Annotated in this window: 17 protein-coding genes; all 17 read left to right on the top strand. The window is 38.8% G+C overall.

What is annotated here, in order from left to right:
• Nucleotides 1–35: 35 nt before the first annotated feature.
• The 17 genes from SFC32_RS01470 to SFC32_RS01390 all read left to right on the top strand — a co-directional run bounded on the left by SFC32_RS01470 (nucleotide 36) and on the right by SFC32_RS01390 (nucleotide 14,405).
• A complete protein-coding gene (locus tag SFC32_RS01470; protein ID WP_039696347.1) occupies nucleotides 36–1,250 on the top strand; it encodes a pyridoxal phosphate-dependent aminotransferase in 1,215 nt (404 codons plus the stop codon).
• 206 nt (nucleotides 1,251–1,456) lie between these two features.
• A complete protein-coding gene (gene codY / locus SFC32_RS01465; RefSeq protein ID WP_006532961.1) occupies nucleotides 1,457–2,242 on the top strand; it encodes a GTP-sensing pleiotropic transcriptional regulator CodY in 786 nt (261 codons plus the stop codon).
• The gene (locus SFC32_RS01460; RefSeq protein ID WP_199543128.1) at nucleotides 2,242–2,790 is read left to right on the top strand and encodes a cysteine hydrolase family protein; all 549 of its coding nucleotides are present in this window, start codon (nucleotides 2,242–2,244) and stop codon (nucleotides 2,788–2,790) included. Before codY ends, SFC32_RS01460 begins: the two co-directional genes overlap by 1 nt.
• A 177-nt stretch (nucleotides 2,791–2,967) precedes the next feature.
• Nucleotides 2,968–3,270 carry an Asp-tRNA(Asn)/Glu-tRNA(Gln) amidotransferase subunit GatC gene (gene gatC, locus SFC32_RS01455; RefSeq protein WP_006532958.1) on the top strand — a complete coding sequence of 101 codons (303 nt, stop codon included), beginning with the start codon at nucleotides 2,968–2,970 and terminating at the stop codon, nucleotides 3,268–3,270.
• Nucleotides 3,270–4,736, top strand: a complete 1,467-nt coding sequence (gatA, locus tag SFC32_RS01450) for an Asp-tRNA(Asn)/Glu-tRNA(Gln) amidotransferase subunit GatA (RefSeq protein ID WP_074602796.1) — start codon at nucleotides 3,270–3,272, stop codon at nucleotides 4,734–4,736. Before gatC ends, gatA begins: the two co-directional genes overlap by 1 nt.
• Nucleotides 4,736–6,178: an Asp-tRNA(Asn)/Glu-tRNA(Gln) amidotransferase subunit GatB gene (gatB, locus tag SFC32_RS01445; protein ID WP_074560842.1), complete on the top strand. Its 1,443-nt coding sequence runs from the start codon at nucleotides 4,736–4,738 to the stop codon at nucleotides 6,176–6,178. The genes gatA and gatB overlap by 1 nt, the downstream gene beginning before the upstream one ends.
• A 240-nt stretch (nucleotides 6,179–6,418) precedes the next feature.
• Entirely contained in the window at nucleotides 6,419–7,327 is a 909-nt protein-coding gene (locus tag SFC32_RS01440) for a DMT family transporter (RefSeq protein ID WP_411049470.1), read from the top strand.
• 119 nt (nucleotides 7,328–7,446) lie between these two features.
• Nucleotides 7,447–7,974 carry a YqeG family HAD IIIA-type phosphatase gene (locus SFC32_RS01435; RefSeq protein ID WP_180366619.1) on the top strand — a complete coding sequence of 176 codons (528 nt, stop codon included), beginning with the start codon at nucleotides 7,447–7,449 and terminating at the stop codon, nucleotides 7,972–7,974.
• Nucleotides 7,974–9,092, top strand: a complete 1,119-nt coding sequence (gene yqeH / locus SFC32_RS01430; RefSeq protein ID WP_411049471.1) for a ribosome biogenesis GTPase YqeH — start codon at nucleotides 7,974–7,976, stop codon at nucleotides 9,090–9,092. Before SFC32_RS01435 ends, yqeH begins: the two co-directional genes overlap by 1 nt.
• A 114-nt stretch (nucleotides 9,093–9,206) precedes the next feature.
• Entirely contained in the window at nucleotides 9,207–9,521 is a 315-nt protein-coding gene (gene yhbY / locus SFC32_RS01425) for a ribosome assembly RNA-binding protein YhbY (protein ID WP_039696356.1), read from the top strand.
• A gap of 66 nt (nucleotides 9,522–9,587) precedes the next feature.
• Nucleotides 9,588–10,226 carry a nicotinate-nucleotide adenylyltransferase gene (locus SFC32_RS01420; protein ID WP_006532948.1) on the top strand — a complete coding sequence of 213 codons (639 nt, stop codon included), beginning with the start codon at nucleotides 9,588–9,590 and terminating at the stop codon, nucleotides 10,224–10,226.
• On the top strand, nucleotides 10,216–10,815 hold the full coding sequence (gene yqeK, locus SFC32_RS01415; protein ID WP_411049472.1) for a bis(5'-nucleosyl)-tetraphosphatase (symmetrical) YqeK: 600 nt from the start codon (nucleotides 10,216–10,218) through the stop codon (nucleotides 10,813–10,815). The genes SFC32_RS01420 and yqeK overlap by 11 nt, the downstream gene beginning before the upstream one ends.
• The gene (locus SFC32_RS01410; protein WP_411049473.1) at nucleotides 10,812–11,330 is read left to right on the top strand and encodes a cysteine hydrolase family protein; all 519 of its coding nucleotides are present in this window, start codon (nucleotides 10,812–10,814) and stop codon (nucleotides 11,328–11,330) included. Before yqeK ends, SFC32_RS01410 begins: the two co-directional genes overlap by 4 nt.
• Complete coding sequence (gene rsfS, locus SFC32_RS01405) at nucleotides 11,327–11,680, top strand: ribosome silencing factor (protein ID WP_013852201.1); 354 nt, start codon at nucleotides 11,327–11,329, stop codon at nucleotides 11,678–11,680. Before SFC32_RS01410 ends, rsfS begins: the two co-directional genes overlap by 4 nt.
• Before the next feature lie 60 nt (nucleotides 11,681–11,740).
• Complete coding sequence (locus SFC32_RS01400) at nucleotides 11,741–12,478, top strand: class I SAM-dependent DNA methyltransferase (protein WP_411049474.1); 738 nt, start codon at nucleotides 11,741–11,743, stop codon at nucleotides 12,476–12,478.
• Nucleotides 12,479–12,505: 27 nt separating this feature from the next.
• Nucleotides 12,506–13,600, top strand: a complete 1,095-nt coding sequence (locus SFC32_RS01395) for a nucleotidyltransferase (RefSeq protein ID WP_411049475.1) — start codon at nucleotides 12,506–12,508, stop codon at nucleotides 13,598–13,600.
• 85 nt (nucleotides 13,601–13,685) lie between these two features.
• A complete protein-coding gene (locus tag SFC32_RS01390; protein WP_411049476.1) occupies nucleotides 13,686–14,405 on the top strand; it encodes a MerR family transcriptional regulator in 720 nt (239 codons plus the stop codon).
• Nucleotides 14,406–14,653: the final 248 nt, after the last annotated feature.

Here is a 14,653-nt window from a genome sequence, read left to right as displayed (position 1 = left end):
GGAAAGTTTATAATGTTTGAAACGAGGTAAAATCTATGAAAATATTTGATAAATCTTCAAAGCTAGAACATGTTGCATACGATATTCGTGGGCCAATTCTTGATGAAGCCAATCGTATGATTGCTAACGGTGAGAAAATTCTTCGCCTTAATACCGGAAACCCAGCTGCCTTTGGTTTTCAAGCGCCAGATGAGGTTATCCGTGACTTGATTGCTCACGCTCGTAATAGTGAAGGGTATTCTGATAGTAAAGGGATTTTTTCTGCTCGTAAAGCTATCATGCAATACTGTCAGTTAAAAGGATTTCCACATGTGGATATCGATGATATTTATCTAGGAAATGGTGTCTCTGAGCTTATCTCAATGTCACTTCAAGCCCTTCTTGATGATGGTGATGAAGTCTTGGTGCCAATGCCTGATTACCCATTATGGACAGCTTGTGTCAGCCTTGCTGGGGGAAATGCCGTGCATTACCTTTGTGATGAACAAGCTAATTGGTATCCTGATATTGATGATATCAAATCCAAAATCACATCAAATACCAAAGCCATTGTCATCATTAATCCAAATAACCCAACAGGTGCTTTGTATCCCGATGACCTTTTGAAAGAAATCGTGGAAATTGCTCGTCAAAATGACTTGATTATTTTTGCAGATGAAATCTATGACCGTTTGGTTATGGATGGCAAAAAACATACTGCCATTGCTAGCTTAGCACCAGATGTTTTCTGTGTGTCAATGAATGGTTTATCAAAATCACACCGAATTTGTGGTTTTCGTGTTGGTTGGATGGTCCTATCAGGTCCAAAACAAAACGTTAAAGGGTACATTGAAGGACTTAACATGTTAGCCAATATGCGTCTTTGCGCAAATGTCTTAGGACAAAATGTTGTTCAGACTTCTCTAGGTGGTTATCAATCAGTCGATGAACTTTTGATTCCTGGTGGTCGTATCTATGAACAACGTAACTTCATTTATAAAGCAGTAAATGAAGTCCCTGGTTTGTCTGCAGTGAAACCAGAAGCAGGACTTTACATTTTCCCTAAAATCGACCGTGACATGTATCAAATTGATGACGATGAACAGTTCTGTTTAGAACTGCTAAAACAAGAAAAAGTCATGTTGGTTCCAGGTAAAGGTTTCAACTGGAATGAACCTGACCACTTCCGAATTGTCTATTTGCCACGTGTTGAAGAATTAGCTGAGGTTCAAGAGAAGCTAACACGCGTTCTTAGTCAGTACAAACGTTAAGGATTAATTCATTAGAATGATATCGCTTTTTTAGCTTGATAAGGCTTTAAAAGCGAACGTTCTAATGAATTTTTTTAATTAAATTCAGGTTAAAAAGTATCCGCTTACAAAAATGTCAGAAGATACAGAAATTTTCTGATAATTGTTTGCAAAATAAGGGTTCCTTTGATATAATTGTAACGCAAATAACGCAAAGGAAGTAGAAAATGCCGAATTTATTAGAAAAAACACGTAAGATTACATCAATTTTGCAACGCTCTGTTGACAGCCTAGATACTGAATTGCCATATAACACAATGGCCGCTCAACTTGCTGACATTATTGATTGTAACTCTTGCATCATCAATGGGGGAGGAACCCTTCTTGGTTATGCAATGAAATACAAAACTAATACTGACCGTGTTGAGGAATTCTTTCAAGCAAAACAATTCCCAGAAAGTTATGTAAAAGCAGCTAGTCGTGTTTACGATACTGAAGCTAACTTGTCTGTAGATAATGATTTGACAATTTTCCCAGTTGAATCAAAAGATATCTATCCTGATGGATTGACAACAATCGCCCCAATTTATGGTGGTGGTATGCGCCTTGGTTCTCTTATCATCTGGCGTAACGATGAAGAATTCTCAGAAGACGATTTGATCCTTGTTGAAATCGCCTCTACAGTAGTTGGTATTCAATTGCTTAATCTTCAAACTGAAAATCTTGAAGAAACAATCCGTAAACAAACAGCCGTTAACATGGCTATCAACACACTTTCATATTCTGAAATGAAAGCTGTATCTGCTATTTTAGGTGAATTGGACGGAACTGAAGGTCGCTTGACTGCGTCAGTTATCGCTGACCGTATCGGTATCACACGTTCAGTTATCGTTAATGCCCTTCGTAAATTGGAATCAGCAGGTATCATCGAAAGTCGTTCATTGGGTATGAAAGGTACATACCTTAAAGTCATCAATGAAGGTATCTTCGACAAATTAAAGGAATATAATTAATGACAAAAGCTCTTATTTCAATTGATTATACCTACGATTTTGTAGCTGACGATGGTAAATTGACTGCTGGAAAACCAGCGCAAGCTATTGAAGATGATATTGTCCGAGTAACTAAAGAAGCGTATGAAGCTGGAGACTATATCTTCTTTGCCATTGATGCTCATGATGAGGGTGATGATTTTCATCCAGAAGCAAAATTGTTCCCGCCACATAATATCAAGGGGACAAGTGGACGTGATTTGTATGGTAAACTAGCCGACTTGTATGAAACAATCCAGTCAGATCAACGTGTCTTTTGGATGGATAAACGTCATTATTCAGCTTTTTCAGGGACTGATTTAGATATTCGACTACGTGAACGTCGTGTCACAACAGTAGTTTTGACAGGTGTTCTAACGGATATTTGTGTATTACACACAGCTATTGATGCCTATAATCTTGGGTATGATATTGAGATTCCTGCTGCGGCAGTAGCGAGCTTAACACAAGAAAATCATCAGTTTGCTTTAAATCATTTCAAAAATGTTTTAGGTGCAAAGATTATTTAAGTTGAAAGAAGTGGATGACCACTTCTTTTTTTGCTTTAGAAGAAAAGTGTGAAAAATTCTCTGGAAAGAGCTTTCTCCCTTTCTTTTACATGTTAAAGAAAAGTAAAATATGGTATAATTTTAGGGACTATGTTGTAAATTTGGTTTACGATTTAATTTAATCAAGGAGAGATAGAGATGAAAATTTCTGAAGAAGAAGTTCGTCATGTAGCAAATCTGTCAAAATTGTCATTTTCTGAAGAAGAAACAACAGAATTTGCGACAACTTTGTCTAAGATTGTCGATATGGTAGAACTCTTGAACGAAGTTGATACAGAGGGTGTCCCTGTAACAACGACAATGGCAGATCGTAAGACTGTTATGCGTGAAGATGTGGCAGTAGCTGGTGACGATCGCGATGAGCTCTTTAAAAACGTGCCTCAATCTGAAAATTACTATATTAAAGTTCCTGCTATCTTAGAAGACGGAGGAGATGCATAATGTCATTTAATACAAAATCAATTGATGAGTTGCACAATCTTCTTGTCAATAAAGAAATCTCAGCAGTTGAATTAACAAAAGCAACACTTGAAGATATTAAAGAACGTGAAGCAGCTGTTGATTCATTCATCACTGTTTCTGAAGAAGCTGCGCTTGCACAAGCAAAAGCTATCGATGAAAAAGGAATCGATGCTGATAATGTGATGTCTGGTATTCCTTTGGCTGTTAAAGATAACATTTCAACACGTGGTATTTTGACAACTGCAGCATCTAAAATGCTTTATAACTATGAACCAATTTTTGATGCGACTGCTGTTGAAAAACTTTACGGTAAAGATATGGTGGTTATCGGTAAAACAAACATGGACGAATTTGCTATGGGTGGTTCTACTGAAACATCATACTTCAAGAAAACTAAAAATGCTTGGGATCAAACTAAAGTTCCTGGTGGATCATCTGGTGGTTCTGCAACTGCAGTAGCATCAGGTCAAGTTCGTTTGTCACTTGGTTCTGATACTGGTGGTTCTATTCGCCAACCTGCAGCCTTCAATGGTGTCGTTGGTTTGAAACCAACTTACGGACGTGTTTCACGTTTTGGTTTGATTGCATTTGGTAGCTCACTTGACCAAATTGGTCCATTTGCCCAAACTGTTAAAGAAAATGCGCAATTGTTGAACGTTATTGCTGGTCATGATGCTAAAGATGCGACATCATCTAACCGTGAAGTTCCTGATTTTACTGGTAAAATCGGTCAAGATATTAAAGGCATGAAGATTGCCCTTCCAAAAGAATATCTTGGTGAAGGTATCGACCCAGAAGTTAAAGAAACAATTCTAAACGCTGCTAAACACTTTGAAAAACTTGGTGCTACTGTTGAAGAAGTTAGTCTTCCACACAGTAAATACGGTGTAGCAGTTTACTATATCATCGCGTCATCAGAAGCTTCTTCAAACTTGCAACGTTTCGATGGTATTCGTTATGGTTACCGCACTGAAAACTACAACAACCTTGAAGACATCTACGTGAACACTCGTAGTGAAGGATTTGGTGATGAAGTGAAACGTCGTATCATGCTTGGTACATTTAGCTTGTCATCAGGTTACTATGATGCTTACTTCAAAAAAGCTGGTCAAGTTCGTACATTGATTATTCGTGACTTCGAAAAAATCTTTGCTGACTACGACCTTATCTTAGGTCCAACAGCTCCAAGCGTAGCCTTTGGTTTAGATACTCTTAACCACGATCCTGTTTCTATGTATTTGGCTGATATTTTGACAATTCCTGTAAACTTGGCTGGTCTTCCAGGTATTTCAATTCCTGCAGGATTTGCTCAAGGTCTTCCAGTTGGTATGCAATTGATTGGTCCTAAATACAGCGAAGAAACAATCTATCAAGCAGCCGCTGCTTTTGAAGCAACAACTGATTATCATAAACAACAACCCGTTATTTTTGGAGGTGACAAATAATGAACTTTGAAACAGTCATCGGGCTTGAAGTCCACGTTGAGTTAAATACTAATTCAAAGATTTTTTCACCGACATCAACACATTTTGGTAACGACCAAAATACCAACACAAACGTTATCGACTGGTCATTCCCAGGTGTTCTTCCTGTTATGAATAAAGGTGTTATCGACGCTGGTATTAAAGCAGCACTAGCCCTTAACATGGACATTCACCAAAACATGCACTTTGACCGTAAAAACTATTTCTATCCTGATAATCCAAAAGCTTACCAAATTTCACAATTTGATGAACCAATTGGATACAATGGTTGGATTGAAATTGAACTTGAAGATGGTTCAACTAAGAAAATTCGTATCGAACGTGCTCACTTGGAAGAAGATGCTGGTAAAAACACTCACGGTACTGATGGTTACTCATATGTTGACCTTAACCGTCAAGGTGTGCCACTTATCGAAATCGTATCTGAAGCTGATATGCGTTCGCCAGAAGAAGCATATGCTTACCTAACTGCTCTTAAAGAAGTTATCCAATACACTGGTATTTCTGACGTTAAGATGGAAGAAGGTTCTATGCGTGTGGATGCCAACATTTCTCTTCGCCCTTATGGTCAAGAAGAATTTGGTACAAAAGCTGAGTTGAAAAACTTGAACTCATTTAACAATGTGCGTAAAGGACTTATCTACGAGCAAAAACGTCAAGCGCAAGTGCTTCGTTCAGGTGGTCAAATCCAACAAGAAACTCGCCGTTACGATGAATCAACTGGTGAAACAATCTTGATGCGTGTCAAAGAAGGTGCATCAGATTACCGTTACTTCCCAGAACCAGATCTACCACTTTACGAAGTGTCTGACGAATGGATTGAAGAAATGCGTCAAACTCTTCCAGAGTTTCCAAAAGAACGTCGTGCTAAATACATTAATGAATTTGGCTTGACAGCTTACGATGCTGCTCAATTAACTGCAACAAAAGCAACTTCTGATTTCTTTGAAAGTGCAGTAGCTCTTGGTGGTGATGCTAAACACGTTTCTAACTGGTTGCAAGGTGAAGTGGCTCAATTCCTTAACAGCGAAAACAAAACACTTTCTGAAATCTTGTTAACACCAGAAAACCTTGTTGAAATGCTTGCTATCATTGCTGATGGTACCATTTCATCAAAAATTGCCAAGAAAGTCTTTGTTCACTTGGCTAAAAATGGTGGTTCTGCGCGTGAATACGTTGAAAAAGCTGGTTTGGTTCAAATTTCTGACCCTGCAGTGCTTATTCCAATTATCCACCAAGTCTTTGAAGACAATGAAGCTGCCGTTGCTGACTTCAAATCAGGTAAACGTAATGCTGATAAAGCCTTCACTGGATTCTTGATGAAAGCCACAAAAGGTAAAGCTAACCCACAAGTTGCTCTTAAATTGTTGGCACAAGAGTTGGCAAAATTGAAAGAAGACTAAAATCATTTAAAATCATCCTTCGGGGTGATTTTTTTATTCCATATAGCATGGTTTGACAATCTAGTCGGAGAAGTATTAAAGCTATTTTTAATTTATTTTACTCCCCTTTTTAATCTCCAAAAATAATAGAATTTTTAGAAAGATTACTTTACAAAAAGTGTCATAAATGGTGTGTTTTCTAGCTGGTAAATGTGTTATACTTGGAGCTGAATTTTATTTGGTAAGGTAGATGGAGTTAAGATGAATAAGATGTTTAAGGGAACTATTATGGTTCTTATTGCAGGGATATTCTGGGGGATTTCTGGGATTTCAGGGCAATATTTGATGGCTCATGGAATGAATGTCGACTTATTGTCTTGTGTGCGTTTAATTACAGCTGGTGTGATAATGACGACTATTGCAGCACTCAATCAGCGTGAGACGTTTTTGAAGGCTGTGACGTCATTAAAAGCACTTGGTGGTATTGCCATTTTTTCACTGATTGGGCTTGTGATGAATCAGTATGCTTATCTAAGAGCAATTGAAAGCACAAATGCAGGGACAGCAACGGTTATACAGTATATGGCGCCAATTCTTGTTTTGGCCTATGTCTCTTTGAGAAAGAAACAACTGCCAAGAGGAAGTGAAATATTGGCGATTATCTTAGCGGTTTTAGGAACTTTTATCATTGCAACGCATGGGCGCCTTGATGGGCTAGCTATCACACCATGTGGCTTTGCTTGGGGATTGTTTTCAGCGGTAACTTATTCGTTTTATATTATTTTACCGGCGAAATTAATTCGTGAGTATGGTAGCTTCACAGTGATTGGTCTTGGCATGATTATGGGTGGAATTGTTTTTCCGATTTTGGTACATCCATGGCAATACACTCTGGTTCTAAATACTGGAAATTTAGTTGGATTATTTGGAATCATCATTGTCGGTACGGTTTTTGCTTATAGTCTATTTTTAAGGGGAACAGCTATCGTTGGTGCGGTTAAAGGAAGTTTGCTTGCTTGTGTAGAACCAATTTCTTCAGTTTTCTTCTCTTTGACTATTATGCATGAAGTCTTTTATCCGATGGATTTTCTAGGAATGATTTTTATTGTCGGAGCGGTTCTATTAATTTCTTTACGCGATTTGGTTGTAGTGAAAAAACAATTGCATTAACAATTTCATTAAAGAGTGGTTTTCCACTCTTTTTTATTAAATTAAGGTATTATCCAATTCGCCATATTGGTCTAAATATGTTAAAATAAATAGTAAAATATATTTTTTTGGAGAGTAATTTGAGTATAGACGATTATAGGCCGACCTTCGTGGTTGAGGCAGTTTATGATTTAAAAGCAGATGATTTGTTGCGACATGGGATTCATGCCGTTTTAGTTGACTTAGATAATACACTAATTGCATGGAATAACCCAGATGGAACACCAGAAGTTAGGGCATGGTTGGATGAAATGACCATGGCTGATATTTCTGTGGTTGTCGTATCAAACAACAGTTATTCACGTGTTGATCGTGCGGTATCACGCTTTGGTGTGGACTTTGTTAGCCGTTCAATGAAACCTTTCACACGTGGTATTAATAAAGCCATCAAGCGTTATGGATTTGACCGTGATGAAGTTATCATGGTTGGTGACCAGTTGATGACAGATATTCGCGCTGCGCATCGTGCAGAGATTCAATCTGTTTTGGTGAAACCTTTGGTTAAATCTGATGCTTGGAATACTAGAATTAATCGTTGGCGTGAACGTCGTGTTTGGGCTAAACTTGAAGAAAAATACGGAAAAATCCAATATCAAAAAGGAATTTAATGGAAGAATTATTATGTATTGGCTGCGGAGCCAAAATTCAAACAGAAGATAAAGAACAAGCAGGATACACACCGAAAGCAGCTCTTGAAAAAGGCTTAGAAACAGGTGAATTGTATTGTCAAAGATGTTTTAGATTACGTCACTACAATGAAATCACTGACGTGCACATTACTGATGACGAATTCTTGAAACTTCTTCACGAAGTTGGGGATAGTGATGCACTTGTGGTTAACGTTGTGGATATCTTTGATTTTAATGGGTCAGTTATCCCAGGTTTGTCACGTTTTGTATCTGGCAATGATGTTCTTCTTGTCGGAAATAAAAAAGACATTTTGCCAAAATCAGTTAAGACTGGTAAAGTCACTCAATGGTTGACTGAGCGTGCCCACGAAGAAGGTCTTCGTCCAGTCGATGTTATCTTGACTAGTGCGCAAAATCATCAAGCCATTAAAGATTTGATTGAAAAAATTGAAAAATTGCGCAAAGGTCGTGATGTCTACGTCGTTGGTGTTACAAACGTTGGTAAATCAACTCTTATCAATGCAATCATCAAAGAAATTACAGGTGAAAAAGACATTATCACAACATCACGTTTCCCTGGAACAACGCTTGATAAGATTGAAATTCCACTTGATGATGGTTCTTACATTTTTGACACACCAGGTATCATTCACCGTCACCAAATGGCGCACTATCTTGGCGACAAGAATCTAAAATACATCAGCCCGAAAAAAGAAATCAAACCAAAAACTTACCAACTTAATCCAGAACAAACTTTGTTCTTGGCTGGTTTGGGTCGATTTGATTTTATTTCAGGTGACAAACAAGGTTTCACAGCTTATTTTGATAATAATTTGAAATTACACCGTACTAAATTAGCTGGTGCCGATGCCTTTTACGACAAACACGTTGGTAGTCTTTTGACACCACCAAGTGATAAAGAATTGGCTGAGTTTCCAAAATTGGTCCGTCATGAATTTACCATCAAAGATAAAATGGATGTGGTTTATTCAGGACTTGGTTGGATTCGTATTAAAGCCTCACAAGCTAATCCAGTGAAGATTGCAGCTTGGGCACCAGAAGGTGTGGCTGTTATTCTTCGTAAAGCGTTGATTTAAGGAAAATAAAAAGAAAGGAAGTTCAAGTCAATTTTACTTGATTTGAGCCTGGGCTAGCAATCAGATGACTATCTAGTGACATCTGCTTTTGAGAATGCCCTTAGAGTTATAGATATGTTAACATCAAAACAACGTGCTTTTTTGAAATCACAAGCACACTCAATGAAACCAATTGTGCAAATTGGGAAAAACGGTCTTAACGACCAAATTAAAACAAGCGTCCGCAATGCATTGGATGCGCGTGAATTAATCAAAGTCACTCTTCTTCAAAATACTGATGAAGACATCCATGAAGTGGCTGAAATCTTGGAAGATGAGATTGGTTGCGATACTGTCCTTAAAATCGGACGTATCATCATTCTTTACAAAGAATCATCTAAAAAACAAAACCGTAAAATCTCACCAAAAGTAAAAGAATTGAATAAATAGTCTGTTTTTAACGGGCAATGTAGTTGAATGAGCTTGGTAGGTAATACCTAGCTCGGAGGTAGTCGTATGGCATTAGAATTAGTTACTCCATTTACCAAAGTGGAACTGGAGAAAAAAGAAAAAGATAAAAATCGTAAGCAAATTGGTATTTTGGGCGGCAATTTTAACCCTGTTCACAATGCTCACTTAGTTGTTGCTGACCAAGTCCGCCAACAATTGTGTTTGGACAAAGTTCTTCTTATGCCCGAATATGAGCCACCACATCTTGATAAAAAAGAAACGATTGATGAAAAACACCGCTTGAAAATGCTTGAGTTAGCAATTGAGGGTGTTGAAGGTCTGGATATTGAAACAATCGAATTAGAGCGTAAAGGTATCAGCTACACTTACGATACCATGAAACTTTTAATCGAAAAAAATCCAGATGTGGATTATTATTTCATTATCGGTGCTGATATGGTTGATTACCTTCCAAAATGGTATAAGATTGATGAATTGATTAAAATGGTCCAATTCGTTGGTGTGCAACGTCCTAAATACAAAGCAGGAACATCATATCCTGTCATCTGGGTAGATGTGCCAATGATGGACATCTCATCAAGTTTAGTTCGTCATCATTTTGAAATTGGTTGTCGTCCAAACTTCTTGACGCCACCTGCTGTTATCGACTACATTGAGAAAGAAGGTCTTTACCGTGACCTATGAGACATACACAGCGGGAATCGAACGTGCTGAGCTTTTAGAAAAAGTTGCATCAGCCATGAGCGAGAAACGTTTTAAACACGTCCTTGGTGTGGAAAAATCAGCGATTGAACTAGCCGAGCGTTATGGCTATGACACTGAAAAAGCTGGACTAGCTGGTTTGATTCATGATTATGCCAAGGAACTTTCTGATCAAGAATTTTTAGACTTGATTGACAAGTATAATCTTGACCCAGAACTCAAAAAATGGGGCAACAATGTCTGGCATGGCATGGTTGGTATTTACAAGATTCAAGAAGACTTGGGTGTGACAGATAAGGAAATCTTGCGTAGTATTGAAACACATACCGTTGGTTCAGGTGACATGTCACTGCTTGATAAAATTATCTATGTCGCTGATTACATCGAGCCAGGGCGTCGCTTTCCTTTGGTGGAAGAAGCGCGTGTGATTGCCAAAGAATCGCTTGATAAGGCAGTGGCTTATGAAACGGTTCATACCGTTGAGCACCTTGCACACCAAGCCTTTCCAATTTTCCCACAAACCATCGAAACCTATAACGCTTATGTGGGGTATATGAGGTCTGATAAATGAAAACTGCTTTGCTAGTCGTTGATATTCAAAATGATTTGATAGAAGCTAGACCGTATGCAGTTGATAACTGCTTGTCTGTCTGGCAAAAAGCAATCGCCACTTGTCGTGAGAAAAACATTGAGGTGATTTACGTCCGTCACAATGACGACGAACTACTAACAGGAAGTCATGGCTGGGAAATCTACGACGGTGTTGCTTCGAAAGCGGGAGAAAAAATCTTTGATAAGCAATATAATAGTGCTTTTAAAGAAACCTCACTACAAGAATATCTGGCTAGCCAAGCGTTTAGTCATTTAGTGATTATCGGAATGGCAACTGATTACTGTATTGATACGACTGTTAAGGTGGCATTTGAACTAGGGTATCAAGTGACTATTCCAAAGAATGGAACGACTACTTTTGATAGTGATTTCCTGACAGCAAAGCAACTACAAAAACATTACGAAGCTATTTGGCATAATCGATTTGCCAAGGTAAAGACGATAGAAGAAATATTGAAAGAGGATTTATATTGACTAAAGAAGAACTTTTAGCTGTTGTTGTGAAAGCAGCTGATGAGAAACGTGCAGAAGATATGGTCGTTTTGGACCTTTACGGATTGACTAGTGTGACTGACTATTTTGTGGTCGTTAGCGCTATGAACACTCGTCAATTGGACGCTATTGCAGAAAACATCCGTGAAAAGGTTAAAGAAGCAGGTGGCGACGCTAGCCATGCTGAAGGTGATAGCCGTACTGGTTGGGTACTACTTGACCTTAACGACGTTGTTGTTCATATCTTCTCAGAAGACGAACGCGAACACTACAACATCGAAAAATTGTGGCACGAAGCACCTATGGTCGATGTGTCAGAATATCTTGCTTAAGGATAATCTTACCTTGCCTTGCCATTTGGCAAGGTTTTTGAAACTTGAAGAGAAACGAAAATGAACAAAAACTACGAAAAATTTGCAGCGGTTTATGATGCCATCATGGACGACAGCCTTTATGATAAATGGACAGACTTTTCGCTCCGCCATTTTCCAAAAGATAAGAAAAAACTCTTGGAATTAGCTTGTGGAACTGGGATTCAGTCAGTACGCTTTTCTAAAGCTGGCTTTGACGTGACAGGGCTTGATTTGAGCGAGGATATGCTTGAAATCGCAAGAAAACGTGCAACAGCTGCTGGTGAAGCTATCGAATTCAAACAAGGTAACATGCTTGATTTGTCGCAAGCTGGCAAATACGACTTGGTGACATGTTACTCAGATTCTATCTGTTATATGGCTGATGAAGTTGAAGTCGGTGATGTCTTCAAACAAGTCTACGACAGCTTAAATGACGGCGGTGTCTTCATCTTTGATGTGCACTCAACTTACAAAACTGATACTGTCTTTCCTGGTTATTCTTACCACGAAAATGCGGAAGAGTTTGCCATGGTCTGGGACACGTACGCTGATGACGCACCGCACTCAGTTGTCCACGAATTGACATTCTTCTTGCAAGACGAAGACGGACGCTTTACACGCTACGACGAAGTCCACGAAGAACGCACTTACGAAGTCTTGACTTACGATATCCTCTTGGAACAAGCAGGCTTCAAATCATTCAAACTCTACGCTGATTTCGAAGACAAAAAACCACGCAAAAAATCAGAACGCTGGTTCTTTGTGTGCCAGAAGTAGGGGAGAGTTTTCTCTAAGGAGCACAACATGACTATCACTGGTATCGTTGCTGAGTTTAATCCTTTTCATAATGGGCATGAGTATTTGTTGTCACAGGCTGAAGGGGTAAAGGTTGTTGCCATGTCTGGGAATTTTGTGCAGCGTGGTGAGCCTGCGATTGTGGATAAGTGGACGCGCGCGGAAATGGCTCTGAAATGCGGTGCAGATTTGGTGGTTGAATTGCCATTTTTGGTGGCTGTTCAGTCAGCAGACTACTTTGCTCAAGGTGCGGTGGACATTTTAGAGCGCCTTGGTGTGGATAACTTGGCATTTGGAACGGAAGAAAATCTGGATTATCAACACTTTTCACAGATTTATGCGGATAATCAACAGAAAATGGAGGATTACTTGCAAAATTTGCCAGATAATTTGTCTTATCCACAGAAAACGCAGAAAATGTGGGAGACATTTGCTGGTGTCAACTTCACAGGCAACACGCCAAATCATATTTTGGGGCTTTCTTATGCTAAAGCTTGCGCAGGAAAATCAATCAAGCTTAGCCCAATCATGCGTCAGGGAGCAGGTTATCACTCGCTTGATACTGATGTGGCTTTTGCCTCTGCGACAAATCTGCGTATCCACAGGCAAGACAAAGATTTTGTGGACAAATTCATGCCGCAAGCTGACCTTTTCCTAGGCGCTCCTCAGGTGACTTGGGATGATTACTTCCAATTTCTTAAGTATCAAATCGTGACAAACCCTGATTTGACAAGGATTTTCCAGGTTAATGAAGAGTTAGCTAGCCGTATCCGCTCAGCTATTAGGAGCGTAGCGACTGTGGACGAATTGGTGGATAAAGTCGCCACGAAACGTTACACGAAGGCTCGAATCCGTCGCATTTTGGCTTACATCTTGGTCGGAGCTGTGGAAAAGCCATTGCCAGAAGCGGTACATGTGCTTGGATTTACCGAAAAAGGGCAAAAACACCTTAAAACGGTGAAAAAGTCTGTGGATATCGTCGCTCGCATCGGTGCAAAACCGTGGGATGCGGTGACGCAACAAGCTGACCAAGTCTATCAACTTGGAAATTCACAGATTCAAGAACAAACTTGGGGAAAAGTTCCAGTGAGAATTGATAAGTAAACGTTTACAAACAAAAAACTTCATTTTTTCTCTTGACCCTAACGTAACGTTATAGTCTATACTTATCATCGAGAGGAGTTAGTACATGAAAACAGTAAAAGAGATGAGTCAGATATCAGGCATTAGCGTGCGTACCTTGCATTATTATGACCAGATTGGTCTTTTAAAACCATCCTTTATCGGAGAAAATGGCTACCGCTTTTATGATAAGCAAGCCTTTGAACGCTTGCAAGAAATCCTTTTGTTTCGTGAGCTAGAATTTCCTCTTAAAAAAATAAAGGAAATCCTGTCGGACCCAAGCTATAACAAAGAAGAAGCTTTATCTGAGCAGATAAAATGGCTCGAGTTGAAAAAAGAGCATTTGGAAAAGGTTATTTCTCATGCTAAGTCCTTACAGGAAAATGGAGAAAACATGATGACATTCACAGCTTATGACAAGTCGGATTTGGAAGCTTTCCAAAAAGAAGCTAAAGAACATTGGGGAACAACGGAAGCTTATCAAGCATTTGAAAAAAATCCACAGACTAATTTTTCGGTCATTACGGAAGAAATGGCAGCGATAATGAGAGACTTTGCAAAGCTAAAAGAGCATTCTCTTTCTGATAGCAAGGTTCAAAAACAAGTTGAAACTTTACAAAGCTATATTAGTGAGCATTTTTACCCATGTGATATGGAGATTTTATCAGGTCTGGGGCAAATGTATATTGAGGATAATCGTTTCACAACTTTTATCGACAAAGCGGCAGGTCAAGGAACAGCTAGTTTTGTTAGCTCTGCTATTGCAGAATATGTCAAAAATAGATAATTTTAAAACCAAACTTTGAGAAAATCAGCCGATTAGAATCACAAAATAAGCGCTTACAAAAATGGACTAAAAACTGGGCTTTTGTTGAGCTCAGTTTTCGCTTTTAATTTTTAGGAACATTTTACACAGCCTTGTCAAAGTGCTATAATAAAAAGGATTACGAATTTAGCTTTGCTAATTCAGTAGTTCAATGATTTGGCTATTTTATTGGTCAAATCACTTAATCATGCTAAAATAAATAATAATCT

It is taken from the genome of Streptococcus sp. TATVAM-FAB8 (assembly GCF_046592795.1).
Classification (GTDB): domain Bacteria; phylum Bacillota; class Bacilli; order Lactobacillales; family Streptococcaceae; genus Streptococcus; species Streptococcus ruminicola.
Note: the sequence above shows the minus strand (reverse complement) of the source record. Positions and strands in the feature narration are given on the sequence as shown.

Coding starts and splice junctions, on each gene's coding strand:
- SFC32_RS01470 (WP_039696347.1), top strand. CDS start 36: ATGAAAATATTTGATAAATCTTCAAAGCTAGAACATGTTGCATACGAT.
- codY (WP_006532961.1), top strand. CDS start 1,457: ATGCCGAATTTATTAGAAAAAACACGTAAGATTACATCAATTTTGCAA.
- SFC32_RS01460 (WP_199543128.1), top strand. CDS start 2,242: ATGACAAAAGCTCTTATTTCAATTGATTATACCTACGATTTTGTAGCT.
- gatC (WP_006532958.1), top strand. CDS start 2,968: ATGAAAATTTCTGAAGAAGAAGTTCGTCATGTAGCAAATCTGTCAAAA.
- gatA (WP_074602796.1), top strand. CDS start 3,270: ATGTCATTTAATACAAAATCAATTGATGAGTTGCACAATCTTCTTGTC.
- gatB (WP_074560842.1), top strand. CDS start 4,736: ATGAACTTTGAAACAGTCATCGGGCTTGAAGTCCACGTTGAGTTAAAT.
- SFC32_RS01440 (WP_411049470.1), top strand. CDS start 6,419: ATGAATAAGATGTTTAAGGGAACTATTATGGTTCTTATTGCAGGGATA.
- yqeH (WP_411049471.1), top strand. CDS start 7,974: ATGGAAGAATTATTATGTATTGGCTGCGGAGCCAAAATTCAAACAGAA.
- yhbY (WP_039696356.1), top strand. CDS start 9,207: ATGTTAACATCAAAACAACGTGCTTTTTTGAAATCACAAGCACACTCA.
- SFC32_RS01420 (WP_006532948.1), top strand. CDS start 9,588: ATGGCATTAGAATTAGTTACTCCATTTACCAAAGTGGAACTGGAGAAA.
- SFC32_RS01410 (WP_411049473.1), top strand. CDS start 10,812: ATGAAAACTGCTTTGCTAGTCGTTGATATTCAAAATGATTTGATAGAA.
- SFC32_RS01400 (WP_411049474.1), top strand. CDS start 11,741: ATGAACAAAAACTACGAAAAATTTGCAGCGGTTTATGATGCCATCATG.
- SFC32_RS01395 (WP_411049475.1), top strand. CDS start 12,506: ATGACTATCACTGGTATCGTTGCTGAGTTTAATCCTTTTCATAATGGG.
- SFC32_RS01390 (WP_411049476.1), top strand. CDS start 13,686: ATGAAAACAGTAAAAGAGATGAGTCAGATATCAGGCATTAGCGTGCGT.